At 47.8% G+C, this 24072-nt stretch carries 24 protein-coding genes; 4 read left to right on the top strand and 20 right to left on the bottom strand.

Annotated features, from left to right (window positions below; translation table 11 throughout):
- Window positions 1–27 precede the first annotated feature (27 nt).
- Both QM717_RS08860 and QM717_RS08865 read right to left on the bottom strand, forming a co-directional pair.
- Window positions 28–465 carry a LexA family protein gene (locus tag QM717_RS08860; protein ID WP_415036933.1) on the bottom strand — a complete coding sequence of 146 codons (438 nt, stop codon included), beginning with the start codon at window positions 463–465 and terminating at the stop codon, window positions 28–30.
- Window positions 459–1730 (bottom strand): Y-family DNA polymerase, encoded by a 1272-nt coding sequence (locus QM717_RS08865; RefSeq protein WP_415036935.1) that lies wholly within the window; start codon window positions 1728–1730, stop codon window positions 459–461. Before QM717_RS08865 ends, QM717_RS08860 begins: the two co-directional genes overlap by 7 nt.
- Before the next feature lie 254 nt (window positions 1731–1984).
- Between QM717_RS08865 and QM717_RS08870 the strand changes: the two genes are divergently transcribed.
- Together QM717_RS08870 and QM717_RS08875 are read left to right on the top strand one after the other, a co-directional pair.
- The gene (locus QM717_RS08870; protein ID WP_415036937.1) at window positions 1985–2458 is read left to right on the top strand and encodes a cupin domain-containing protein; all 474 of its coding nucleotides are present in this window, start codon (window positions 1985–1987) and stop codon (window positions 2456–2458) included.
- 77 nt (window positions 2459–2535) lie between these two features.
- Window positions 2536–2889 carry a cation transporter gene (locus QM717_RS08875; protein WP_415036939.1) on the top strand — a complete coding sequence of 118 codons (354 nt, stop codon included), beginning with the start codon at window positions 2536–2538 and terminating at the stop codon, window positions 2887–2889.
- Between the two features lie 60 nt (window positions 2890–2949).
- Here the strand turns inward: QM717_RS08875 and QM717_RS08880 are convergent, their stop codons facing one another.
- The 16 genes from QM717_RS08880 to aspS all read right to left on the bottom strand — a co-directional run bounded on the left by QM717_RS08880 (window position 2950) and on the right by aspS (window position 18414).
- Window positions 2950–4326 carry an NADH-quinone oxidoreductase subunit N gene (locus tag QM717_RS08880; RefSeq protein WP_415036941.1) on the bottom strand — a complete coding sequence of 459 codons (1377 nt, stop codon included), beginning with the start codon at window positions 4324–4326 and terminating at the stop codon, window positions 2950–2952.
- A gap of 3 nt (window positions 4327–4329) precedes the next feature.
- Window positions 4330–5772 carry a complex I subunit 4 family protein gene (locus QM717_RS08885; protein ID WP_415036943.1) on the bottom strand — a complete coding sequence of 481 codons (1443 nt, stop codon included), beginning with the start codon at window positions 5770–5772 and terminating at the stop codon, window positions 4330–4332.
- 10 nt (window positions 5773–5782) lie between these two features.
- Complete coding sequence (gene nuoL, locus QM717_RS08890) at window positions 5783–7669, bottom strand: NADH-quinone oxidoreductase subunit L (protein WP_415036945.1); 1887 nt, start codon at window positions 7667–7669, stop codon at window positions 5783–5785.
- 6 nt (window positions 7670–7675) lie between these two features.
- A complete protein-coding gene (nuoK, locus tag QM717_RS08895) occupies window positions 7676–7996 on the bottom strand; it encodes an NADH-quinone oxidoreductase subunit NuoK (RefSeq protein ID WP_415036947.1) in 321 nt (106 codons plus the stop codon).
- 2 nt (window positions 7997–7998) lie between these two features.
- Entirely contained in the window at window positions 7999–8514 is a 516-nt protein-coding gene (locus tag QM717_RS08900) for an NADH-quinone oxidoreductase subunit J (protein WP_415036949.1), read from the bottom strand.
- Window positions 8514–9059, bottom strand: coding sequence for a NuoI/complex I 23 kDa subunit family protein (locus QM717_RS08905; protein WP_415036951.1), 546 nt, complete (start codon window positions 9057–9059; stop codon window positions 8514–8516). Before QM717_RS08905 ends, QM717_RS08900 begins: the two co-directional genes overlap by 1 nt.
- 193 nt (window positions 9060–9252) lie before the next feature.
- Window positions 9253–10293: an NADH-quinone oxidoreductase subunit NuoH gene (gene nuoH / locus QM717_RS08910; protein ID WP_415036953.1), complete on the bottom strand. Its 1041-nt coding sequence runs from the start codon at window positions 10291–10293 to the stop codon at window positions 9253–9255.
- Entirely contained in the window at window positions 10293–11342 is a 1050-nt protein-coding gene (locus tag QM717_RS08915) for a 2Fe-2S iron-sulfur cluster-binding protein (RefSeq protein ID WP_415036955.1), read from the bottom strand. The genes nuoH and QM717_RS08915 overlap by 1 nt, the downstream gene beginning before the upstream one ends.
- A gap of 2 nt (window positions 11343–11344) precedes the next feature.
- Entirely contained in the window at window positions 11345–12712 is a 1368-nt protein-coding gene (gene nuoF / locus QM717_RS08920; RefSeq protein WP_415036957.1) for an NADH-quinone oxidoreductase subunit NuoF, read from the bottom strand.
- A complete protein-coding gene (gene nuoE, locus QM717_RS08925) occupies window positions 12705–13247 on the bottom strand; it encodes an NADH-quinone oxidoreductase subunit NuoE (protein WP_415036959.1) in 543 nt (180 codons plus the stop codon). Before nuoE ends, nuoF begins: the two co-directional genes overlap by 8 nt.
- 99 nt (window positions 13248–13346) lie before the next feature.
- Window positions 13347–14582: an NADH-quinone oxidoreductase subunit D gene (locus tag QM717_RS08930; protein WP_415036961.1), complete on the bottom strand. Its 1236-nt coding sequence runs from the start codon at window positions 14580–14582 to the stop codon at window positions 13347–13349.
- 20 nt (window positions 14583–14602) lie between these two features.
- On the bottom strand, window positions 14603–15124 hold the full coding sequence (locus QM717_RS08935; protein WP_415036963.1) for an NADH-quinone oxidoreductase subunit C: 522 nt from the start codon (window positions 15122–15124) through the stop codon (window positions 14603–14605).
- Between the two features lie 5 nt (window positions 15125–15129).
- Window positions 15130–15681: an NADH-quinone oxidoreductase subunit B gene (locus tag QM717_RS08940; protein WP_415036965.1), complete on the bottom strand. Its 552-nt coding sequence runs from the start codon at window positions 15679–15681 to the stop codon at window positions 15130–15132.
- Window positions 15682–15692: 11 nt separating this feature from the next.
- On the bottom strand, window positions 15693–16058 hold the full coding sequence (locus tag QM717_RS08945) for an NADH-quinone oxidoreductase subunit A (protein ID WP_415036967.1): 366 nt from the start codon (window positions 16056–16058) through the stop codon (window positions 15693–15695).
- A gap of 277 nt (window positions 16059–16335) precedes the next feature.
- Entirely contained in the window at window positions 16336–16536 is a 201-nt protein-coding gene (locus tag QM717_RS08950) for a cold-shock protein (protein ID WP_415036969.1), read from the bottom strand.
- 129 nt (window positions 16537–16665) lie between these two features.
- A complete protein-coding gene (aspS, locus tag QM717_RS08955) occupies window positions 16666–18414 on the bottom strand; it encodes an aspartate--tRNA ligase (RefSeq protein ID WP_415036971.1) in 1749 nt (582 codons plus the stop codon).
- A 220-nt stretch (window positions 18415–18634) separates the two neighbouring features.
- Here aspS and QM717_RS08960 point away from each other — a divergent pair, with 220 nt between their 5' ends.
- Together QM717_RS08960 and QM717_RS08965 are read left to right on the top strand one after the other, a co-directional pair.
- Entirely contained in the window at window positions 18635–19630 is a 996-nt protein-coding gene (locus QM717_RS08960; RefSeq protein WP_415036973.1) for a TlpA family protein disulfide reductase, read from the top strand.
- 270 nt (window positions 19631–19900) lie between these two features.
- Complete coding sequence (locus tag QM717_RS08965; RefSeq protein WP_415036975.1) at window positions 19901–20254, top strand: toxin-antitoxin system YwqK family antitoxin; 354 nt, start codon at window positions 19901–19903, stop codon at window positions 20252–20254.
- Between the two features lie 106 nt (window positions 20255–20360).
- On the opposite strand, the gene QM717_RS08970 is transcribed toward QM717_RS08965, so the two are convergent.
- On the bottom strand, window positions 20361–21497 hold the full coding sequence (locus QM717_RS08970; protein WP_415036977.1) for a PepSY-associated TM helix domain-containing protein: 1137 nt from the start codon (window positions 21495–21497) through the stop codon (window positions 20361–20363).
- Window positions 21497–23998: a TonB-dependent siderophore receptor gene (locus QM717_RS08975; protein ID WP_415036979.1), complete on the bottom strand. Its 2502-nt coding sequence runs from the start codon at window positions 23996–23998 to the stop codon at window positions 21497–21499. The genes QM717_RS08970 and QM717_RS08975 overlap by 1 nt, the downstream gene beginning before the upstream one ends.
- Between the last annotated feature and the right edge of the window lie 74 nt (window positions 23999–24072).

Here is a 24072-nt window from a genome sequence, read left to right on the forward strand (position 1 = left end):
AAAACCTCTCAGCAATGGGAGGTTTTTTTATATTTTTTTGATGACATAAGTGACGATGCCCCAAATTTGGAACTGGTTGTTTTCGTCGACTTTAATCGGTTTGTAGTTCGTGTTTTCGGGTAGGAGCCACAATCCATCTTTTTCGAGTTTGATGCGTTTGACCGTAAATTCACCGTCGATGAAACACACCGCAATCGAATGGTCCTGAGCCGAAAGACTGCGGTCGACGACCAAAACATCTTTGTCGTTGATGCCCGCATCCACCATCGAATGGCCATCGACTTTGACAAAAAAAGTGGCCAATGGATTTTCGCTGAGCGCCTTGTTGAGGTCGATGCGTTCCTGCATAAAATCGAGCGCCGGCGACGGAAATCCAGCCGACACGCCCTGATTGGTGTTCGTGACGCTGTTGCCGCTCTCGAGATCGGGCTTGAAAAAAGTCAGGTTGTCTTTCTTGTTCAGCATTTTACGGTAAGGATTTGGTCGAATCTTGTCGTGTAGCTCTGCGAGAGTTTTTCCTGTTTCATGTTCCACGTCTTTTCATCCTGCGATCCAAGCCGGATTTTGCGCTCACCGGTTTTTTTATTCACATGGTCAATTGCTTTCATCAAGGCCAGATGCTTCGGGTTTTCGTCCTCGAACAAATGAAACTGCTTTTGGTTTTCGGGAATCAATTGTGTCACGACCACACCGGCTTTGTAAAAACGCAAACCCTGGTGTTTTTGGTACAATTGGGCCAAAATTTTGATGGCCGCTTCGGCAATCGTCAACGTCGATTGGGTCGCAAACGGCAAGGTGATCATGTCCTGGAAATGCGAGCGGTAGTGTTTCTCGTCGGTTTCCATTACACCCAGATAAACCATCACGGTATGGCAACACGATTTTTGCGCACGCAATTTCTCGGCGCAGACCGAAGCAAAAGTCGAGACCCGTTCGCGCAGCGCATCGAAATCGGTGACGCGTTTGGGAAAACTACGGGTCGTGGCGATGCATTTCTTGTCGGCCGGAACCTCCAGTTCGAGTACGGGCTCGCCGCGCAGTTCTTTCTGTAGACGCAATCCCGTCACGCCCATCATGCTTTTGATCCAGGTTTCGTGCTGTGGTTGGATAAAGTCGTAGGCAGTCTTGATTTGCCGCGTGTCCATTTTCTTTTTCATGCGGTGCCCGATACCCCAAACCGCGCCGATGGCAGTCCATTTGAGCGCCTTGATCCTTTTCTCCTCGGTATCGATGACGTACACGCCGCCGGTCTTTTCGGGGAATTTGCGTGCAATCTTGTTGGCGACCTTCGACAGCGCTTTGGTCGGGGCGACGCCCACGCAGACCGGGATGCCGACCCATTTGGCGATGCGTTTTTTCATCTGCAGTCCATACGCATCAAAATCGCCATTGGGAACGATCACGCCGTCAAAATCGAGGAATGCCTCGTCGATGCTGTACACTTCGACATAAGGGGTAAACTGCCGCAGGATTTCCATCACGCGTTCGCTCAAATCGCCATACAACGGATAATTCGAGGAGAAAACCGTGACGCCTTTTTCGCGCAATTCGTCACGCACCTTGAATTCAGGGGCAGCCATATCGATTCCCAAAGCTTTTGCCTCGTCGCTGCGTGAAATAATACAGCCGTCGTTGTTCGACAAAATGGCCACGGGTTTTCCGTTGAGGTCCGGCCGAAACAGCCGCTCACACGAAGCATAGAAATTATTGCAGTCGACCAGTGCGTACATGCGGTAAATTTACGGATTATGCGGTTTGGGAAAAGTTAATGTTATTGAATTTTTGGGAGCCGGTCCCGAAGCGTCGGGATGCTTTCCGCTGTATCTTTTGCTTCGTAAACGCCGCAAAAGGATGCCGCTGCAATCAGGGCTAGGGCGAATCGTTTCAAAGACGCATCCGAAAATCATAAATTTTCTCCAATCTGTAACAAAAACCAATTCGTGCGTCTTACGGGTAATCAATCATTAATCATCATCAATCAATCATGAATCACAACATCACTTCCGATGCGGCCTCCGTAGAGACCAATCCCAAAATCCAACTCGCCGGCGAAGGCCAAAAACTCAATGTTCTCGGCGACAACCAAACCATCAAATTATCAGGAAAAGACACCGGTGGACTTTTCACGATCGTAGAAAATTACAACGATCCGGGCGTGGGCATCCCGATGCACGTGCACGACAACGAGGACGAAATTTTCTTCATCCTCGAAGGCGAAATGGAATTCGAAACCCAAGGTGAAACGTCAATCCTCAAAGCGGGCGACATGATTTTCCTGCCGAGAAGAATCCCGCATGCGTTCCGTGTGGTCGGTACGCAAAAGGCACGCGCCTCGGTAACCATTATCCCATCGGGTATCGAGGAAATGTTCGAAGCCTTAAGCGAATTGCCACCTGGCCAGCCCGACCTCGAAAAAGTCAGCGACATTTGCCAAAGTTACGGCATTAGTTTTGTATAAATTTTTGAACTTGAAACCCGATTGCGATCGGGTTTTTTTATGCGATGGTTTTGCTATATTTGCTCAAAATCATTGTCATGAAAAACGTCAGAACGATATTGATGCTTTTGTTGGTGCTTACTGCAGCAAACGCTTTTGCCCAAAAGAAGACCGAGAAAGCCGTCATCCAAACGGCCTTGTATTGCGACCATTGCAAAGCCTGTGAAACCTGCGGGCAATTGTTCCAAAAGAACATGCTCAAGATCAAGGGCGTCAAGATGTACGAGCTCGATGAAAAGGCGATGACGATTACCGTTTATTACGACCCGAAGAAAACCAACCTCGAAACCATCAAAACAGGAATTTCCCAACTCGGTTTCGACGCCGATGATTTCAAGGCCGACGCCTTGGCCTATGAAAAACTAGATGGTTGCTGTAAAAAAAGCGAGTAAGATTCAAGCATAAAAAAACCACCGTCATTGCGGTGGTTTTCTTTTTCTTTTTTCGATTATTTATCCGATGGCATCCATCACGAGCGATGGGAACAAACCGAGCAATATATTCAATGCAATGGCCGTAATCGCGACACCATAATAAATAACAGGCGTTGCGGTGCGGGTCTCGTTCGATTCTTTGGTGTACATGGCCAAAATCAACTTGAAATAATAACCCACGCTGATGATTGAACTGACGACGGCAATGATTACGAGGTACAAATAACCCGAATTGATCGTGAGGCTGAACAAGCCCAACTTGGCAAAAAAACCTGAAAAAATGGGAATTCCGGCCATCGACAACATCGCACAGGTCAAGATTGCGGCCATGAGTGGATTGGTCTTGCCCAAACCGTGGAAATAGGTCATGTCTTCGTTTTCCTTGTCGCGGCACACATACAAAATCACGGCGAACGCGGCAATACCGGCCAACGCATAGGCAGCGGCATAATACAATAAAGTACCGCCAGAATTGTTGAGGCTCAGCAAGGCCATCAACATAAAACCGGCATGTGAAATTCCCGAAAACGCAAGCATCCTTTTGACATTCGTTTGGCGCAAAGCCATGATGTTTCCGAGCGTCATCGAGGCGATCGAAACGGCAACGATGACAATTTGGAAGGTCGTATCGACATCGGCATTCATCGCGCAAAGCAATTTGTATAAGGTAGCCATCGCCGTTACTTTGGCGAGCGTACTCATCGTAGCCGTCGTCAAAGCAGGCGATCCTTCGTATACATCGGGCGCCCAGAAATGGAATGGTACGGCGGCAATCTTGAACAACATGCCAATGGTCACCAAAACGATTCCGATCGGGAACCAGATCGGCAATTCGGCCGAACGTGACAATTCTGAAATCTCGACCACGTCAAAGGTTCCCATTCCGCCATAAATCAAGCAGATGCCGAACAGGATGATGCCCGAGGCAAATGAACCCATCAGGAAGTATTTCATCCCGGCTTCGTTGCTGCGCAAGTTTAAACGGTTGCTGGCGGCAAGGACGTACAACGCAATCGACAGGATTTCAATCCCAAGGAAAAACATCGCGAGGTTGCCAAAGGCCACCATCGAAACGGCGCCCGCGAGCAGGAAAATCTTAATCGCAATAAAATCGGAAATCTTGGCCTGGTGGTTCTTGTAGAAATTGTGGCTCATGGCCACCAAGAAAATCGTCAGGACGATGAACAAGGCAGAGAACGCGGTCGAAAAATGGTCGACCATAATCATGTTGCCGTAGTAATGCCCCGGTTTTTCAAACTCAGGCACACCGACCAACAGCCCAAGGATCACCAGCAATCCGGCAATCGTAAACGGGATCATCGCTTTCCTCCAGTTTAGGATTTCAAACAAAAGGCATACAACACCTAATCCTGTAATAGCTATTAATGTATTCATCTTTTAGTTGGTTCGGTATACAAAAGTTAATATGTTTTCGAGGCTTGGCGTGATCAGATCGGTGATCGGTTTCGGATAGATTCCGAAGAAAAACAAAACACCGATGATAATCACAAGCACCGCACCTTCGTTAAAAGTCACATCGGTAAAGGTGCGCGCGTTGGTTTCACCCAGCATCACGTTCTGGAACATCTTGAGCATATAATACGCACCGAGGATGATCGTCGTTCCACCAATAATGGCAAACCACAAATTGATTTGCGACAGGCTGAACAATACGGTAAATTCCCCGATGAAGTTAAAGGTCGTCGGCAACGCAACCGAAGCGAGTACCAGAATCATAAACATCGAGGTAAATTTCGGAGATTGTGAACGGATGCCGCCCATATCGGCAATGGTACGCGTTTCAAATCGTCTGTAGATGATTTCGGCGGCGAAGAACAAACCGACCACGACAAAACCGTGCGCGATCATTTGCAATACGGCACCTTGGAGTCCGTCGAGCGTGAGCGTGTAGGCTCCGGCGGCAATGAGTCCGACGTGCGCGAGTGACGAATAGGCCAATAATTTTTTGAGGTCTTTTTGACGCAGCGCGACAATCGATCCGTAAATTACACCGGCAATGCTGAGTCCGATGAAAATATACATGAAGTTGATCGCAGCAAAGCGACCGATCGGCAACTGCCAACGCAACACCGAATACAGTCCCATCTTGAGCATGATTCCCGAAAGCAACATCGTTCCCACAGTCGGCGCTTTTTGGTACACTTTCGCCTGCCAGGTATGGAATGGAATAATCGGGATTTTGATCGCATAGGCCAAGAAAAACGCTAGGAAAATCCAAAATTGTTCTTTGACGGTTAAACGCATGTTGTACAAATCGTCAATCATAAAACTGCCCGCGCGCTGGTACATGTAGATGAATGCCGTGAGCATGAACAACGAACCGGCAAAAGTATAGATGAAGAATTTGACGACGGCGCGTTTGCGTTCCTCGGCGTCACCATTGCCCCAAATCAGCGCGATGAAATAGATTGGAATCAAAGCGAGTTCCCAGAAAATGTAGTACAGCAAACCGTCGGAGGCGAGAAATGTTCCCACCATCGCAAAGGCCATGAACAAAATCAGCGCATAGAATGACTTGGCATTTTTGTGGTCGTTTCCGAATGCGGAAAATACAATCAACGGCGTCAGTGCAGTCGTGAGCAACAACATCGCGAGCGATAATCCGTCGGCTTTTAAGGCAAAAGCAATTTTGGGCTGGGAAATCCACGGCGAGAAGAAATCGACGTTTTGCCCGGCATTAAATAAATTCAGTATGTAAAGTGAACCGGCAAATGCTGCGACAGAGAACAACAATGCGACTTTTCCCGCGAGCTTGTCACCCGAAAAATAAGTGGCCAGTGCACCAATTAAAAGAATAATCAATAAGTAAGATACATCCATTATTTAAAAATTATTTTGCTAAAAACACATAAGAAATAATCGCGCAAACGCCCAGTACGAAGGCAAACAGGTAAAATCCGACGTTTCCGTTCTGGAGTTTTTTCCCTTGGTAGCCGACTTCGCTGGTCACTTTGGCCAATCCGAAGACAAAGCCCGAAACCGCCGCTTCGACATAATCGCGGAAAAAGCGCGACAAGACGTTGATCGGTTTGACGAACAACAATTCGTAAGCTTCATCGACATAGTATTTGTTGTACAGGACTTTGTTGAATCCTGAAATATTTTCATCCGTTTCCGGCAATTGTCTTTGTTTGATGTATTTGGCGTAAGCATAACCAATTCCGATCAACGCGCCGATAGTAGCGACTGCCATGAGCATGTATTCGGTCGAGCCGAGGTGGTGCGCTTCGTGCTGCTTTTCAGCAAACAATGGTGCCAAATAATGGTTGAGCCAACTGTTGCCCGGCAACGAAATCAATCCGCCGATGGCTGCCAAAATGCCGAGTACGATCAATGGGAATGTAATCAACCCCGGACTTTCGTGCAAATGGTGTTTTTGTTCGTCGGTTCCGCGGAAATCGTTGAAAAACGTCAGGTACATCAATCGGAACATGTAAAATGCCGTCATGATCGACGCGATCGAACCGATGACCCAAAGCGAAATGTTGCCGTGGAAAGCGACCATCAAAATTTCATCTTTCGACCAGAAACCGGCCAATGGAAAAATCCCCGAAATCGCAAGCGAAGAAACCAACATGGTGATAAATGTAATCGGCATCGCCTTGCGCAAACCGCCCATGTTTCTCATGTCCTGTTCGCCATGCAATGCGTGGATGACCGAACCTGAGCCCAAGAACAAACAAGCTTTAAAGAAAGCATGTGTGATGACGTGGAAAACGGCCACTTCATACGCGCCCATACCGAGTGCGAGGAACATGAGTCCCAATTGTGAAACGGTCGAATAGGCGAGTACTTTTTTAATATCGTTTTGAACCAATCCGATTGTTGCTGCAAGCAATGCAGTAAACGCTCCGACCACGGCAATCACATCTTGGACAACGGGTGCCAAGTCAAACAAGAAATGCAGACGTGTCACCATAAAGATTCCCGCGGTCACCATCGTCGCAGCGTGGATGAGTGCCGAAACCGGTGTCGGTCCCGCCATCGCATCAGGCAACCAGGTGTAGAGTGGGATCTGTGCCGATTTTCCGCAGGCACCGATGAACAACGCCAATGCTGCCGCAGCGAGCCAAACCGTATTGCCGCTTTGCGTTCCGCCCAGGATCATGGCCTTCATTTCGGCGAAATTGAGTGTAGAGAATAAACTTGCCAGGATGAAAATTCCAATCAGTAATCCCAAATCCCCGATGCGGTTCATGATAAAAGCTTTCTTGGCCGCGTCGTTGTAATCCTGGTTTTTGTACCAGAATCCGATCAATAAATACGAACACAATCCTACGCCTTCCCATCCGATGAACATCACCAAAAGGTTGCTGCCCATCACGAGCGAAATCATAAAGAACACGAACAGGTTCAGATAAGCGAAAAACTTATGCATGTTTTCATCGTCATGCATGTACGAGATCGAGTAGAGGTGGATCAGCGAGCCGATTCCGGTGACGAACATCAGCCACAAAACCGACAATTGATCCAATAAGAATCCGAATTCTATCTTGAAATTTTTAATCGAAATCCAATCGAACAATTTGAGTTCGACTGCTTTTCCGGTACCATTGATATTCATGAAAAAAACCAATGTCACGATGAAAGATACCACGACAGCAGCGGTTCCGAGATAGCCCGCACCGTTGTGCCCGAGTTTCTTCCCAAGGAACACATTGATTAAAAAACCTGCAAAAGGCGCCAGTAATAAGAGTAAAGCTAAATTGGTATCCATGAAAGATTATCCTTTTAAGTTTTTTAAATTATCGATATCAATCGAACCGAGGTTTCGGAATATCGAAACCAAAATCGCGAGTCCGACCGCTACTTCCGCCGCCGCAACCGCCATCGAGAAAAATACGAAAACCTGTCCCTGCGCGTCCTGGTGATACGTCGAAAACGCCACGAACAACAGGTTCACCGCGTTGAGCATGATCTCAATCGACATGAACACGATGATCGCGTTTCTGCGGTACAACACCCCGAACACCCCGATACAGAACAGGATGACCGAAAGGAAAATATAGTTCTCAATACCAATCTGGTTCAATACATTACCCATGATTATGATTTTTCTTTTTTAGACAATAACACCGCACCGATCATCGCCACAAGCAACAATACCGATGCAAATTCGAATGGCACCATGAATCCGTTCTCCGAATCCAAAAGCACCTGGCCCAATACCTTGATCGATTGGTAATCGACGCCCGTGTAATCGTATAGACCGACAATCGGTTTCGATTCGAAGAAAATCGCAATCATCACACAGCACAACAGGAAAAAGAACAGCACTGCCGCCCAGCGTTGCAAACGCGGTTTGTGTACTTCGTCTTCCTTGTTGAGGTTCATGAGCATGACCGTAAACAGGAACAAAATCATGATTGCCCCCGAATACACGATGATGTGTACGAGCGCCAAAAACTGCGCATTGAGCAACAAATAATGTCCCGCAATCGAAAAGAAACAGATCACGAGGTAAATTGCACTGTGGATCGGGTTCTTCGAAAAAATCGTCATAAACGCCGAAGCCACCGCCACGGCCGAAAGTAAGATGAATAAGATAGTAATAACCGACATTAGTTCGCGTTTTTAAGTTGGGCGTTTTTCATCGCCTCGGTCAAAGGCATTACCAATTTGTCCTTGCCGAAAATGAAATCCTCACGGTCGTATTGCGACGGCACGAGCACTTTCGATTCGGTCAGGTAAATCGCGTCTTTCGGACAGGCTTCCTCACACAATCCGCAGAAAATGCAACGCAGCATGTTGATTTCATAGATCGACGCATATTTTTCCTCGCGGTACAAATGCTTTTCGTTGGGTTTGCGCTCCTCGGCTTTCATCGTGATGGCCTCGGCCGGACACGACAATGCGCACAATCCACAAGCCGTACAGTTTTCGCGGCCCTGTTCGTCGCGCTTGAGCAAATGCTGTCCGCGGTACACTTTCGAGCGTTCGCGCACCTGTTCCGGATACTTGATCGTCACCTTGCGCTTGAACAAGTGGCTCACGGTGATCATCATTCCCTTAAAGATTGTCCACAGGTACAGGCTTTCCAAAAAAGTCATCTTTTTGTTGGAAACCTCTTTTTTTCTGCCTGACAAAGACATCGTTTCTATTGCCATTTTTTTCAGATTTTAGATTTAAGAATTCAGATTTCAGAATCTTAAACCGGCTATTATTTTTTATTTCAGGAGCACAACTATTGCCCTTCTTTTCACTTTTGGTCCCGCTTTCCGCAGTATCTTTTCGGTTACACCTCAAAGGATACTTGCTGCAATCGGGGCTAATTTACAAGTCCTCGTTTCTTTCGACGATTTAAAACTTTCCGTCCGCGAGCAAAATCACAATCGCTGTCACGAAAATATTCGCAATCGCCAGCGGAATCAACATCTTCCAACCCAAACGCATGAGTTGATCATAACGGAACCTCGGGATTGTCCACCTTACCCACATGTAGAAGAAGATGAAGAAACAAATCTTGAAGAATAACACCCCGAACCCGATCAGGTTCGCGGCATTGACGCCCCAGTGTTCAATCGCCCAATCCATGCCCGGGTAATTGTAACCGCCGAAATACAGCACCGACAAAATCGTCGACGAGATGAACATGCTCGCGTATTCGGCAAACAAATAGAATCCCATACGCATCGAGGAATATTCGGTGTGGTAACCGCCAATGAGCTCGGCCTCGCATTCGGCCAGGTCAAACGGCGTACGGTTGCACTCGGCAAACGAACACACCAGGAATATGATAAAACCAACGGGTTGGTAAAATACGTTCCAGTTCATGCCGGCCTGTTGCGCAGAAATCTCGCGCAAACTGAGTGTTCCGGTCATCATGATCAACGCGATCAACGACAAGCCCATCGCGACCTCATACGAAATCATCTGCGAAGACGCACGCATCGCACTCATCAAAGAGAATTTATTGTTCGATGCCCATCCGCCAATCATGATTCCATACACCCCAACCGACAATACGCCAAATACGTACAGCATCGCCACGTCAATATCGGTCGCCTGCATGATTACGGTACGTCCCGCAATTTCCAATTTATCGCCCCACGGAATCACCGCCGAGGTCATCAGTGCCACGCTCATTGAAATGGCCGGGCCTACAACGAATAGGAACTTGTTGGGTGTATCGGGTAAAAATTCTTCCTTCGAAAACAGTTTGAGACCGTCGGCCAGCGGTTGCAAAATCCCGCCTTTTCCGGCGCGGTTCGGCCCGATTCGGTCTTGCAGCCAGGCTGCCACTTTGCGTTCGGCAAGCGTCGCATACATCGCCATGAGCATCGTCAGCGCGAAAATCGCGAAGATGAAGATGCTTTTTTCTATGATAATCGCTGAATCCATTATACGTTTCCTTCGTTAAAGGCGCGTTGTTCCTCGTTTTTCAAAGGAATTTCACGCATACTGATTTTCTTTCTGTCTTGTTCGCGGCCTTTCAAAATACCGGTTTCGGTTTCGATGACCACGGTGTCGAGTTTTCTCGTGTAGTTGTTCTGGTTGATCACCGAATCTTTCTCGAATTTACGCGGCCCTTCGATGACCCAATCCTTGACGTCCTTTTTGTCGAAACGACATTCGTTGCAGATGAATTCCTCGACTTCGTGGTATTCGTCTTTTCTGCCCGTCACACGTTGGATTTCATTACCGAACATCCAAACGGTGGTTTTGCCGCAACAGCCAGGCGTTTTGCATTCGCGGTGCGCGTTGAACGGTTTGTTGAACCAAACACGCGATTTGAATCTAAACGTCTTGTCGGTCAAGGCACCCACGGGGCACACATCGATCATGTTTCCGGAGAATTCATTGGTGATCGCTTTCGAAATACAGGTCGAAATGTTCGAGTGGTCGCCACGGTCCATGACGCCGTGTACACGTCCGTCGGTGAGTTGGTCGGCCACCATCACGCAACGGTAGCACAAGATGCAACGGTTCATATGCAATTGGATGTTCGGGCCGATGTCTTCGGGTTCGAATGTCCTTTTTTCTTCGATAAAACGCGTCTGCGATTTTCCGTGCTTGAAGCTCAAGTTCTGCAAATCGCATTCGCCGGCCTGGTCGCACACCGGGCAATCGAGTGGGTGGTTGATGAGCAGGAATTCGGTCACCGATTTTCTGGCTTCCTGAACACGGTCCGAGGCAGTGCTGTTGACTTCCATCCCGTCCATGCAACCCGTCACGCAAGAGGCTACGAGTTTGGGCATCGGTCTTGGGTCGGCGTCGCTTCCCTTGGAAACTTCAACGAGGCAGCAACGGCATTTTCCGCCGCTTCCCTTGAGTTTGGAATAATAGCACATCGCCGGTGGAACGGATTCCCCACCGATCATACGCGCCGCCTGCAGGATGGTAGTTCCTGGTTCGACATCTATGCTTTGTCCGTCTATGGTAACTTTCATAATTATACGGTTTGTTTGGCCACAAGGTGTTTTACCTTTTCGAATGGCTCATGTACAAAATGGTCTCTGTTTTTGATTTTTTCCGGGAAACGCACGTGGTATTCGAACTCGTCACGGAAATGGCGGATTGCCGCAGCCACTGGCCATGCCGCAGCATCACCGAGCGGACAAATCGTGTTCCCTTCGATCTTGCGTTGGATGTCCCAAAGCAATTCGATGTCTTCTTCGCGGCCGTGACCGTTTTCGATTCTATGCAAAATTTTCTCGAGCCAGCCCGTTCCTTCGCGGCAAGGCGAACATTGTCCGCAGCTTTCGTGGTGGTAAAAGCGTGAGAAATTCCAGGTGTTGCGAACGATACAGGTCGTGTCGTTGTAGACGATGAATCCACCGGATCCGATCATCGAGCCCGAAGCAAATCCGCCGTCGGACATCGATTCATATGACATCAAACGGTCTTCGCCGTTCGCGGTTTTGTAAATTAAGTGTGCGGGTAAAATCGGTACCGATGAACCTCCGGGAACGAGTCCTTTGAGCGGTCGGTCGTCGATCATCCCGCCGCAATATTCATCGGAGTTGATGAAATCATACACCGAAATCCCGAGCTCGATTTCGTAAACCCCCGGTTTTTTAATGTGTCCCGAAGCCGAGATCAATTTGGTTCCGGTTGATTTTTCGGTTCCGATCTTGGCATATTCGGCACCCGAATTCATCACAATCCATGGCACAGCCGAAATCGATTCGACATTGTTGACCACGGTTGGATTTTGCCACAAACCGGAGATTGCCGGGAATGGCGGTTTGATCCTTGGATTGCCGCGTTTGCCTTCGAGCGATTCGATCAGTGCGGTTTCTTCGCCGCAGATGTAAGCGCCCGCACCGACGTGAACGTACAAGTCCAAATCATAACCGGTCCCGAGGATGTTTTTTCCGAGCCAGCCCGCAGCATACGCTTCCTTGATGGCGTGTTCCAATATCTTGAAAACCCACATGTATTCACCGCGGATGTAGATGTACGACAGGTTCGCCTCCAGAGCGTAGCTCGCCGTAATCATTCCTTCGATGAGTAGATGCGGAATGTATTCCATTAAATAACGGTCCTTGAACGTGCCTGGCTCCGATTCATCGGCGTTGCACACCAAATGTCTCGGCTTGCCCGATTTCTTGTCGATGAAACTCCATTTCATTCCCATCGGGAAACCCGCGCCGCCACGGCCTTTGAGCTGTGAATCCTTGACTTGGCTCACGACTTCGTCGGGCGTCATCGTTTTTAAGGCTTTCTCCACCGAAGCATAACCGCCTTCTTTGCGGTACACTTCATAGGTCTTGATGCCTGGAACGTTGATTTTTTCTAATAATAGTTGCTTACCCATTGACTTTATAGTGTAAGTTTATTTTTCCGTCTTTGCAGTCCTGGATCAACTGGTCGATCTTTTCCTTGGTCAGGTGCTCCTTGAATTCGTCACCCAATTGCATCATCGGGGCGTAACCGCAGGCACCGAGGCATTCCACGCCGCGTACTTCGAACATGCCGTCCGGAGTGGGTTCGCCGACTTTTACACCGAGCTTGTTGCAGGTGTAATCCATCAAATCTTCGACGCCGCGTGTCGCACAGCACGAAGTCTGGCAGAATTCGAACATGTATTTGCCGATTGGGCGTTGGTTGTACATCGTATAGAAAGTAACCACTTCATACACTTCGATCGGTTGGATGCCGATGATCTCGGCCACCTTGTCCATCAACTCAATCGAAAGCCAGTTGTCGTGCGCATCCTGAACGTCGTGCAAAATGGGCAACAACGCCGATTTGCGCTTGTCGGCCGGATAGTGGCTCAGCAATTCCTCGATGCGCGCCATCAGTTCGGGCGTCATGTTGATGGTTTGTTTGATATCGTGTGACTGTTTCATTTTAATTTCAAATTTTAGATTGCAGATTTCAGATTTTGAATGTTTTAGGAGCGGTCGTTCTTTAAATTCATCAATCTAAAATCTAAAATCATAAATAATTTAAGCGTCTAATTCGCCGGCGATCACGTTGAGGCTCGAAAGGGTCGCGATCGCATCGGAAAGCATCTGGCCCTTGACCATGTCGTTGAACGCCTGGTAATAAATAAAGCACGGGCGGCGGAAATGCAAGCGGTAAGGCGTACGGCTTCCGTCGGTTGTCAAGTAAAATCCGAGTTCGCCGTTGCCGCCTTCTACCGCGTGGTAGACTTCGGTGACCGGAACCGGGACTTCTCCCATGATGATCTTAAAGTGGTAGATGAGCGCTTCCATGTTGTGGTACACGTCTTCTTTGGGTGGCAAATAATAATCCGGCACATCAGCGTGGTACGGCCCTTCGGGCAATTTGGCGAGTGCTTGGCGGATGATGCTCAGGCTTTGCCAAACTTCTTCGTTGCGTACGCAGAAACGGTCGTAGGTATCGCCCGATTTTCCAACGGGTACTTCAAACTCGAAATCTTCATAAGAAGAATACGGCTGCATGATGCGGATGTCATAATCGATGCCGGCCGCGCGCAGGTTCGGACCCGTAAATCCGTAGCTGATCGCTTTCTCGGCTGAGATTGGCCCGACGTTAATCGTACGGTCCATGAAAATACGGTTTCTCGTGAGCAGGCTTTCGAAATCCTTCCAGATCGGCGGGAATTCCTCAAGCAATTTGTTGAGTTTCTCGAAGGCGAGTGGGCTCCATTCTCTTTCGAAACCGCCCAATCTTCCCATGTTTGTCGTCAAACGCGCACCACAGATTTCCTCATAGATCTCGTAAATCTTCTCGCGGTACTGGAATACGTAAAGGAATCCGGTCAAGGCGCCCGTATCGACCGCCAAAACCGAGTTACAGATGATGTGGTCGGCGATACGCGCCAATTCCATCACGATTACACGTAAGTATTGTGCCCTTTTCGGGACTTCTATGCCCAAGGCTTTTTCCACGGTCATCCACCAACCCATATTGTTGATGGGCGCCGAGCAGTAATTCATGCGGTCGGTGAGTGGGGTGATTTGGTAGAATGGCCTGTTTTCTGCAATTTTTTCAAAGGCGCGGTGGATGTAACCCACGGTACCTTCGCCGTCCAGGATGCGTTCGCCGTCCATCAAGAGGATGTTCTGGAAAATCCCGTGTGTGGCCGGGTGCGTCGGGCCAAGGTTCAGGATTGAAAGTTCGCTTCCATCCTCATTTTTCCTGGCTTCGATGATGCCTGCGTAGCGCAGTTCCGGTGGTAATAATAAGTCTGACATACTCTATATTGTTGACTTCATTAGCAATTATCTGTGGTACGGCCGAAGAAACGGTCGTCTTTGTCGGTGCGTCCGCCGTCTTCGAGCGGGAATTCCTTGCGCAGCGGGAACGACACCATTTCGTCCATGTTCAAAATGCGTTTCAATTGCGGATGGCCCTTGAAAACGATTCCGAAGAAATCATAGGTTTCGCGTTCCTGCCAGTTGGCGCTGCGGAACAAATCGGTTACCGAATCGATTTCGGGTTCGGGCGCCGACAGGTAGCACTTGATGCGGATGCGTACATTGTCGATCCAATTGTGCATGTGGTACACCACGGCGAATTGGCGGTCCTTTTCCGCATCGGGAAAATGCATGCCGCAAAGCGTCGTGAGAAAGTTGAAACGCAGCGTGGCGTTGTCGCGTAAAAAAAGCATTACTTCTGAAATGGAAGTCGATTCCACCTCAAAAGTAAGGATGTCGTGTATCTGTTGGAAATCGCTGACCGCAGAACCGAATTGGTCTGTAAGCGTGTGCTGTATAACCGAATTTTCTAAAGCCATGTGATTTACTTGATGTTATAGGATGCCAACAATTCTGTGTATTCTGGCGAGCTTCTACGGCGAACCGATTCCGATTTGACCATGTCCTGCAAACGCATGATGCCGTCGAGGATCTGCTCGGGTCTTGGCGGGCAGCCCGGTACGTAAACGTCTACCGGAATGACCTTGTCGATGCCCTGCAAAACCGAATAGGTGTCGAAGATGCCGCCCGAACAGGCGCAGGCCCCCACCGAGATTACCCAGCGCGGTTCGGCCATCTGTTCGTAAACCTGGCGCAGGATCGGCGCCATTTTCTTGGCAATCGTTCCCATGACCAAAAGCATGTCGGCCTGGCGCGGCGAGAAACTCATACGCTCCGATCCGAAACGCGCCACATCGTAATGCGAAGCCATCGTGGCCATGAATTCAATTCCGCAGCAAGAAGTCGCAAACGGCAACGGCCAAAGCGAATTGGCACGTGCGAGTCCGACTACATCGCTTAATTTCGTTGCAAAAAAACCTTCACCGGAATAGCCTTCCGGAGCGGGTGCGTTGGTATTTATTTTAGAGTCGCTCATTTCTTAGAATTTTATTCCCACTCGAGTCCTTTTTTCTTCATCACATAGAAGAAACCGACGAGCAGCAAAATGATAAATATGCCCATTTTGAGTAAGCCTTCGATGCCCATTTCGCGGAAATTGACCGCCCATGGATACATGAAAATCACCTCTACGTCAAACAACACGAACAGGATGGCGACGAGGAAGTATTTGACCGAAAACGGAATACGCGCGTTACCGACCGATTCGATCCCGCACTCAAACGATTTGTCTTTGTTTTTGGAGTTTCTTTTGGGTCCGAGGAAGGAAGAAACAATGATGGTCATGACCACAAATCCGACCGCGAGTCCCATTTGCATGACAATCGGTAGGTAATCTAATTGATTCGTTTGCATATCGTGGTAAATCTGGATTAAATTTGAACCACAAAGATAAGTTTACAGAATTAAATAGCAACGAAATTTTATAATTTCATGGGCACTACAACGTTGTAAATTCCTAATTTTTATTGATTATAAATAAGATGGTTTTGCGGTGGTATTTTTTAACAAACCCGAAATCTGTTGGATAATTTTCAGCAGAACAGCACAATCGCAAAATTTAGTGCAAAAAAAAGCGCCCCGTTTTGCGGAGCGCCTTGCTTTTTCCAGGCAACAAAAATAAGTCTATATTTTAGTTTTCAAGGATGACCACCTGAGCAGCCACTTTTCCTTTTCTTCCTTCTTCCTCTTCATAGCTTACACGGTCTCCTTCGCGGATTTCCTCCACTTTGATTCCTGAAGCGTGAACGAAGATGTCTTTTCCTGTTTCTTCGTCTGTAATGAATCCGTAGCCTTTAGATTCATTGAAAAATTTTACTGTACCTGTACGCATTGTAATTGTAATAATAATTTATAATGCTACAAATGTAAACTTTAAACTGACATGACAATGCGCGGTTGTTAAAAAAATCTAAAAATTATTAATTTCCCGTTTTTTTATCACATTTCCTGCAAAAAATTATCACAGATTCAGCTTGATGCTCAATTCTTTTAATTGATTTTCATCAATGGCCGAAGGCGCGTCAATCATCACATCACGCCCCGAATTGTTTTTCGGGAACGCAATAAAGTCACGAATCGTTTCCTGTCCGCCCAAAATCGCCACCAATCGGTCGAGTCCGAAGGCCAAACCACCGTGCGGCGGCGCACCGTATTGGAACGCATCCATCAGGAAGCCGAACTGGTTCTTGGCTTCTTCTTCCGAAAAGCCCAAATATTTGAACATCAATTGCTGCGTCGCCTTGTCGTGGATACGGATCGATCCACCGCCGATTTCGTTGCCATTCAAGACCATGTCATACGCATTGGCGCGTACTTTCCCCGGGTCGGTGGCCAACAAGTCCATGTCTTCCGGTTTAGGCGAAGTAAACGGATGGTGCATCGCATGCCATCTGCCGCTTTCCTCGTCGAGTTCGAGCAATGGAAAATCCACTACCCAAAGCGGAGCGAATTCGTCTGGGTTTCTCAGGCCGAGACGCGTCGCAAGTTCCATACGCAAAGCCGAAAGCTGTGTTCTGGTTTTGTGCTCCGGACCCGAAAGCACGAAAATCATGTCTCCGGCTTTCGCGCCTGTGGCTTCCGCCCATTTTTTGAGATCGTCCTGGTCGTAGAATTTATCGACCGACGATTTATACGTACCGTCTTCGTTGCATTTCACATACACCATTCCGCTGGCGCCGATCTGCGGACGCTTGACCCATTCGATCAGCGCATCGATTTCCTTGCGCGTCATCTCGCCACATTTCGGTGCGGCGATGCCCACAACGAGTTCGGCCGAATTGAACACACCGAAATCTTTGTGCTGGGCCACCGTATTGAGTTCGCCGAATTCCATCCCAAAACGGATGTCCGGCTTGTCGTTTCCATAGGTTTTCATCGCATGGTCATAGGTCATTCTTGGGAATTTCTCAACCTCGATGCCTTTGAGTTCTTTGAGCAAATGACGCGTCAAACCTTCAAACATTTCGAGGATGTCTTCCTGTTCGATGAACGCCATCTCGCAGTCGATCTGCGTGAATTCAGGCTGACGGTCGGCGCGCAAATCCTCATCGCGGAAACATTTCACGATCTGGAAATATTTGTCCATTCCGCCCACCATGAGCAATTGCTTGAAGGTTTGCGGCGATTGCGGCAAGGCGTAAAATTGGCCTTGGTTCATGCGACTCGGCACGATAAAATCGCGTGCGCCTTCGGGTGTCGATTTGATCAGGTAAGGCGTTTCTACCTCACAGAAATCCTGTTTCGACAAATAATTACGCACTTCCATCGCCACTTTATGACGCCACAACAAGGCATTCTTGACCGGATTCCTTCTAATATCGAGGTAACGGAATTTCATACGCGTTTCCTCGCCGCCATCGGTGTCGTCCTCAATTGTAAACGGCGGTGTGAGCGCGGCGTTGAGGATGTTGAGTTCGGTCACCAAAAGCTCGATTTCGCCCGTCGGCATATTTGGGTTCTTGGATTCGCGTTCAATCACGATGCCTTTGGCCTGGATCACGAATTCGCGCCCGAGCGTCTTGGCCTTTTCAAACACGGCCTTGTCGGTACGGCTTTCGTCAAAAACCAATTGCGTGATGCCATAACGGTCGCGCAAATCGACCCAGTTCATGAAACCTTTGTCGCGTGATTTTTGTACCCAGCCGGCGAGGGTAACTTCCTGATTGATATGCGCGGCGGTGAGTTGGCCGCAATGGTGACTTCTGTACATCGTGAAAAATTTATGGGTGCAAATTTAATTGATAATTGTGAATAATCTAGGGATTGGTTTTGTTTTTATGGCGCTGCTTTCAGCCCGCGCTGTCCGCTCTATCTTTTACTCCGCAGGCTTCGCAAAAGGATGCCGCTTCCATCGCTAGCGCAACCCGATTCCGCTTGGCGTTATTCGTTTCTAAATTACGGTTATATTTACGCAACCAATCAATCGTCAAATGCAGAAAATACTGTTGCTTTTCCTTTTGTCCTTTGCCGTTTCGGCGCAAACAGTTTCCGTGAAATTGAAAGTCCATATCGAAAATCCGAACAGTGATTCGATTGAAATTTCCAATATGAATAAATCGTTCCGTAAAGTGCTTCGGTCAAAAGATGGCAATTACAAAGCAAAATTCGATTTGATCCCCGGAATTTATTATTTGGAAGACGGTTCTGATTGGATCGAAATTTATTTTGCAAAAGGATTCGATTTGTCACTGATGATTGATGGCAAACACTTTATAAAGACGTTAAAATATACGGGAAAAGGGGAGAAGGAAAACAATTTTTTGGTATGGCAAATTTTAGAGAATGAGACTTTCAATATCGAACAGGCACGATTTCAGCCCACGGGAGATTACAAGGGTTTTTTAAAAATGCGTGAGGAGCACGCAACAAAAATTCAAACCAAACTAAGCCAAGAAATCTTTGATGATGTTTTGCTGGACTATATTGATCAATTAGAAAAAAGAGTACTTGAAAATCTGGATAAAATTTATGAACCGATTAAAAATACCACAACAGTCAAAGGAGAAAAATCGCCTTTGTTTGCTTACAGAAATCATAATGGCGGTATAACGAAACTGGAGGATTTTACCGGCAAGTATGTTTACATTGACATTTGGGCCACTTGGTGCAGTTGGTGTATAAAGGAATTTACCTATTTAGAAACGTTGGAAGAAAAATATCGGGATAACAACATTGTCTTCTTGCGTATTTCAGTCGATAAAGAAAGCGATATTCAAAAATGGGAACGAATGGTTTCTGACAAAAAACTTAGTGGAGTTCATCTTATCGCCGATCAAGCGGAACAATCTGATTTTATGAAAGCTTATGGTCTTTTGACGTTGCCGCGTTATGTGTTGATTGACCCCAACGGTATTATTGTTGAAACCCATGCCAATCGCCCTTCCAATCCTGAATTGCAAAAGCAACTCGATACGTTGCTGCATTAGCGGTAGCCTCCGAAGTTTCGGGGCAGCCTTTTACCGTTTTTCAGGCAAAAACTACAGCGAACGACCCGGCCGCGTTGCAAAAACCTGATTTTAACGATTTTCGTTCCAAACGCGGCAACGCCCGACAGCTAAGGCTTACCGACGTTTTTTTAAATTTCCAATGTTAAGTTTTCATGCTATGTTACCAAATTGTTAAGCAAAAGTTTTTTAATTGTAAATTCATCGCTACATTTGTTATGGAATTATTAAACAATTAAAACCTACGACATTATGAAAAAGTACATGATCATTGGAGCGATGCTGGTTTCAGGAATGATTTCGGCTCAAAATATAACATCAGAACCAAAATTGGAAGCCTACGGCAACCTCGTCAAAGCGACGTATTATTTTGAAAATGGGCAGGTGCAACAAACTGGTTTTTTCAAAGATGGTAAACTCGAAGGACAATGGGTAGCCTATGACGCCAAAGGCAATAAAAAATCGGTAGGTGAGTACAGCAACGGCGAGAAAACCGGCAAATGGATTTTCTTTAGCGAGAGCAACCTGGCCGAAGTGAATTACAGCAACAACAAAATCGAATCGGTGAAGAACTGGAAACAGGAAGCTTTGGCGAACCGCAATTAAGTAAACAAAGCATTTTAAATAGGAAAGCCCGCCCTTTGGAGCGGGCTTTTTTTTGGCCACGAATGCACGAATTCTTACTAATAATTCGTGCATTCGTGGCGATTTTTTATTTAGCCTTCACTTTCAATGTTTTTTGTGACGGTTTCTTCTTGTTGCGTCTTCCGTACCAAATCACAAATCCGGTCACCGGCAAAGCCGCCGCAATCAAACTCGCGATGAACGCGATGATCTTGCCTGGCAGGTCAAGGATTTGCCCGGTGTGGATGCCATAGCTCATCTCATTGACTTTCAAACCGAGCGTTTTGTGTTCGTACGGTTCGGCGGTGAGCAGTTTTCCGGTTTCGGGATGAAAATGGTAATTGCTCTGGTGGTCGAAACGCAGCGCATACGGATAAGCGCCCGTTTCTACCGGGTCTTTTTTATGTTCGGGGAATACCGCGTAGAACATCTCGTGTTTGGGGTGTTTTTTCTGCGTGAATAAAAAAGCCTTATCCGCTGCGGTCACTTTGTTGGCGGCAAAAGCTGTCGTGTCGATGACCGGATGCTGGGTCTCTTTCGTCTTGTCGCCTTGGCCCAAATTGAACGAATAATAAAGCCCTTCGCCCACCCAGTCATACGTAAACGTCAATCCAGTAATGGCGATAATCGTTGCGACTATGGCAATATAAAAACCCGAAATGTTGTGCCAGTCATAATTGACACGGCGCCATTTGGCCGACCATTTCACGGCGAGCCTTTTCTTCAAATCGGAACGTTTCTTGGGCCACCATTGGATGATGCCCGAAATCATCATGAAGATGAAAATCAAGGTCGATACCCCAACGATGTGTTTGCCGATGTAATCCGGCAGCAGCAGATACAAATGGATGTATTCGACGATGATGAAGAAATCGGTCGTCGGGTCTTCGATGAACAAGATTTTACCCGTGTACGGATTCAGGAACACATAGAAATTGCCTTTGTCGTTGTAGGTGTAGACTACAGCGGAACGGTTCGGACTTACATAAAATACGAGCCCCGATTTCCCGTTTGGAATCACCTTGAGCGCTTTCTCGCGCAAGACCGAAGGCGGCAAATATGGTTTGCCGGTGTTTTCGACAAAACGGATTTCCTTGCGCGTGATGTCCTTGATCTCGTCGTGGAAACAGAAAAGGCAACCGGTGATACTCACGATAAACACAATAAGCCCGGAGGTGAGTCCGAGCCATTTGTGCAAATCCCTGATGATTTTTTTAAACGTCATTAGAACTTATAGGTAAAACTGGCCGCGAAGGTCCGGGCTTGCTGCGGCGTAACCGTAGACCAGCCGTTGTAGTATTCGCGGTTCGCAATATTGTCGAGCTTGAACGACAGCAAATAGTTGCGGATGCCGTAGAACGCCGTCGCGTTGATGACCGTGTAATCTGGGATCGTGAAGGCTCCGGCCAAGTTGCGGTTCATGATCTTGTTTTCGCTCGCATAGTTCCCACCGAATCCGAGTCCGAGTCCGTTGAGTTTTCCAACGGTGAATTTGTAGCTCACCCAAAGGTTGGCGAGGTTTCGCGGTCCAGCACTTTCAGGTCTTTTCCCTACGAAATCAGGATCGCCTTCGGTCAATCGGCTGTTGCTGTAGCTGTATCCGGCCACGATGTTGAGGCCGTTGATCGGGTTGGCGACGATTTCGGTCTCGAAACCTTTGTTGTGCTGCGCCCCGCTTTGGAACGACACTTCATCCGGGACATAACCGGCCGGTGGTGTTGGGTTTTCATCGGTCGGAACGTAAGGCAATTGGATCGAATAGACCGTGTTGTCTACTTTGGTGTCATAATAACTGATACTCGCGGTCAATTTATCGTTGAGCAAATTGAGCTTAGTCCCGAACTCAAACTGGTTGGCTTTTTCAGGATTGTAGGTTCTCGGAACTTGGATGCCGTTGATGCGGTCGCTGCCCGGGGCTACGTTCACAAAACCGTTCATGTAGTTGGCAAAAACCGATACCTTGTCGAGGATCGGCTGGTAGACCAAACCGAATTTCGGTGAAAAAGCCGTCTGGTTGTAATCGTCCGATTCGGTAGAGATGTCGCCGCTGTTGATAAAACGGTCGATGCGCAAACTCGCCATGGCCGAGAGCGAAGGCGTAAAATTGATCACATCCGAAACATAGGCGCTGTAGACTTCTTCCTTGGTTTTGTAATTGTTGACCGGTGAAGTGGCCAAAATCGTTTCGGTGGCGGTTTCCGACAAGATGCCGCTGTCGCCCGTGGTGATGTACAAGGCCGGATCGGTGATGCCGAAAACCGAATTGTTGACGTTCTCCACGGTAGCGCTTCCGATGTAGATCGAACCGTTTCCGCTGTAACCGGTGCTGTTGTCAGTGACATTTCGGGTGAAATAATCCACACCCACGACCATCCGGTTGCGCAACGAGCCGATCTTGAAATCCCCGATAAAATTCTGTTGGATATCGGTCGTCAAAGTGGTTACGTTTTGGTGGCTCATGTAGCGGCCCATGACCACGCCTTCGGTCAAACCTGGGTAGTATTGGCTGCTTTCATACAAATACGAATACAATCCTTTCGATTGGGCAGAGCCTCTTGAAACCGCGGTCTGCGAAGTCCAGTTGTCCGACAATTTGTAGTTCATCTGTGCCTGCAAGTTGAAAGTCGGTGTTTCAATCGTGATGTCGTTGCTCGTGTATGATCGCTTGTAATCGTAGGCAAATTCCTTGAAATTGTGTACACGCAGTGGCGCATTTCTATCGAAGAACAACATGGTCGGATTTGTTCCTTCGGATTGCATGAACTCAGTGTTTACGAGAAATGACAAGCGGTCGTTGACTTCATAAGACAACGAAGGCGCGAAGAAGAACGATTTCCTGAAACCGGCATCCTGGAAACTGTTTTGCGTATGGTAAGCCGTATTGAGTCGGAAATTGATTTTCTCCTCTTTGCTCAGCGGCGTATTGATGTCGGCCGTCACACGGTTGAGTCCGTAACTTCCGGTCGTGTAAGAAAGTTCACCGCCCAAAGTACTGTAGGGTTTCTTGGTCGTGATGTTGATGAGCCCGCCATACGAAATCAGGCTGCTGCCATACAAGGTCCCCGATGGCCCTTTGATGACTTCGATGCGCTCGATGTTGGCCGGATCCGGTGCGCCGTTGGTCAAACCTGGCAAACCATTGATCATCGTCGGCTGTACCGCAAAACCGCGCAACGAGAAATACCCTGCGCCGTCGCCACCGCGTCCGGTTGATTCCCACAATTGGGTGATGCCGGGCGCATTCTTGAGCGCATCGTCGAAATTGGTGATGACCTGCTCCTTGAGCAATTCGTTGCTGATGGTGGTGTAGACTTGGGGGTTTTCAATATTCTTGAGCGGCATTTTCGAAACGCTGCGACTTTCCTTGCGTGCAAAGGTATTCTTGCCATTGACGTTGACTTCCCCGATTTGCTCGGCGTTGGCAGTGAGCGTGAAATTGGCAATTAATTCCTCTCCGGCTTTGAGCGTGAGGTTTTTTTCTTTGGTTTCATAACCCACAAGCGAAACCCGCAAGAGGTAATTTCCGGGTTTGAGGTTTTTGATTTCGTAATCGCCAGAGGCGTCGGTTACGGTTCCAATCGAGCTGCCTTTGAGGGCCACCGAAACATTGTCGGCGTGTTCATTGGAAGGCAAGGTAATTTTTCCTTTGATCGTAGCGGTTTGCTGGGCAAATGCACCGACGCTGAAAAACAAGGTCATCAGGACGGCAAGGATATTCTTGTGCATAAAAATGAGATTTGGTTTTTATTCGCTGCAAAATTACCCCCTGAATATAAGCCGTGCAAGTCTATTTTTAATTA

This window comes from Flavobacterium sp., assembly GCF_047602195.1.
Lineage (GTDB): Bacteria > Bacteroidota > Bacteroidia > Flavobacteriales > Flavobacteriaceae > Flavobacterium.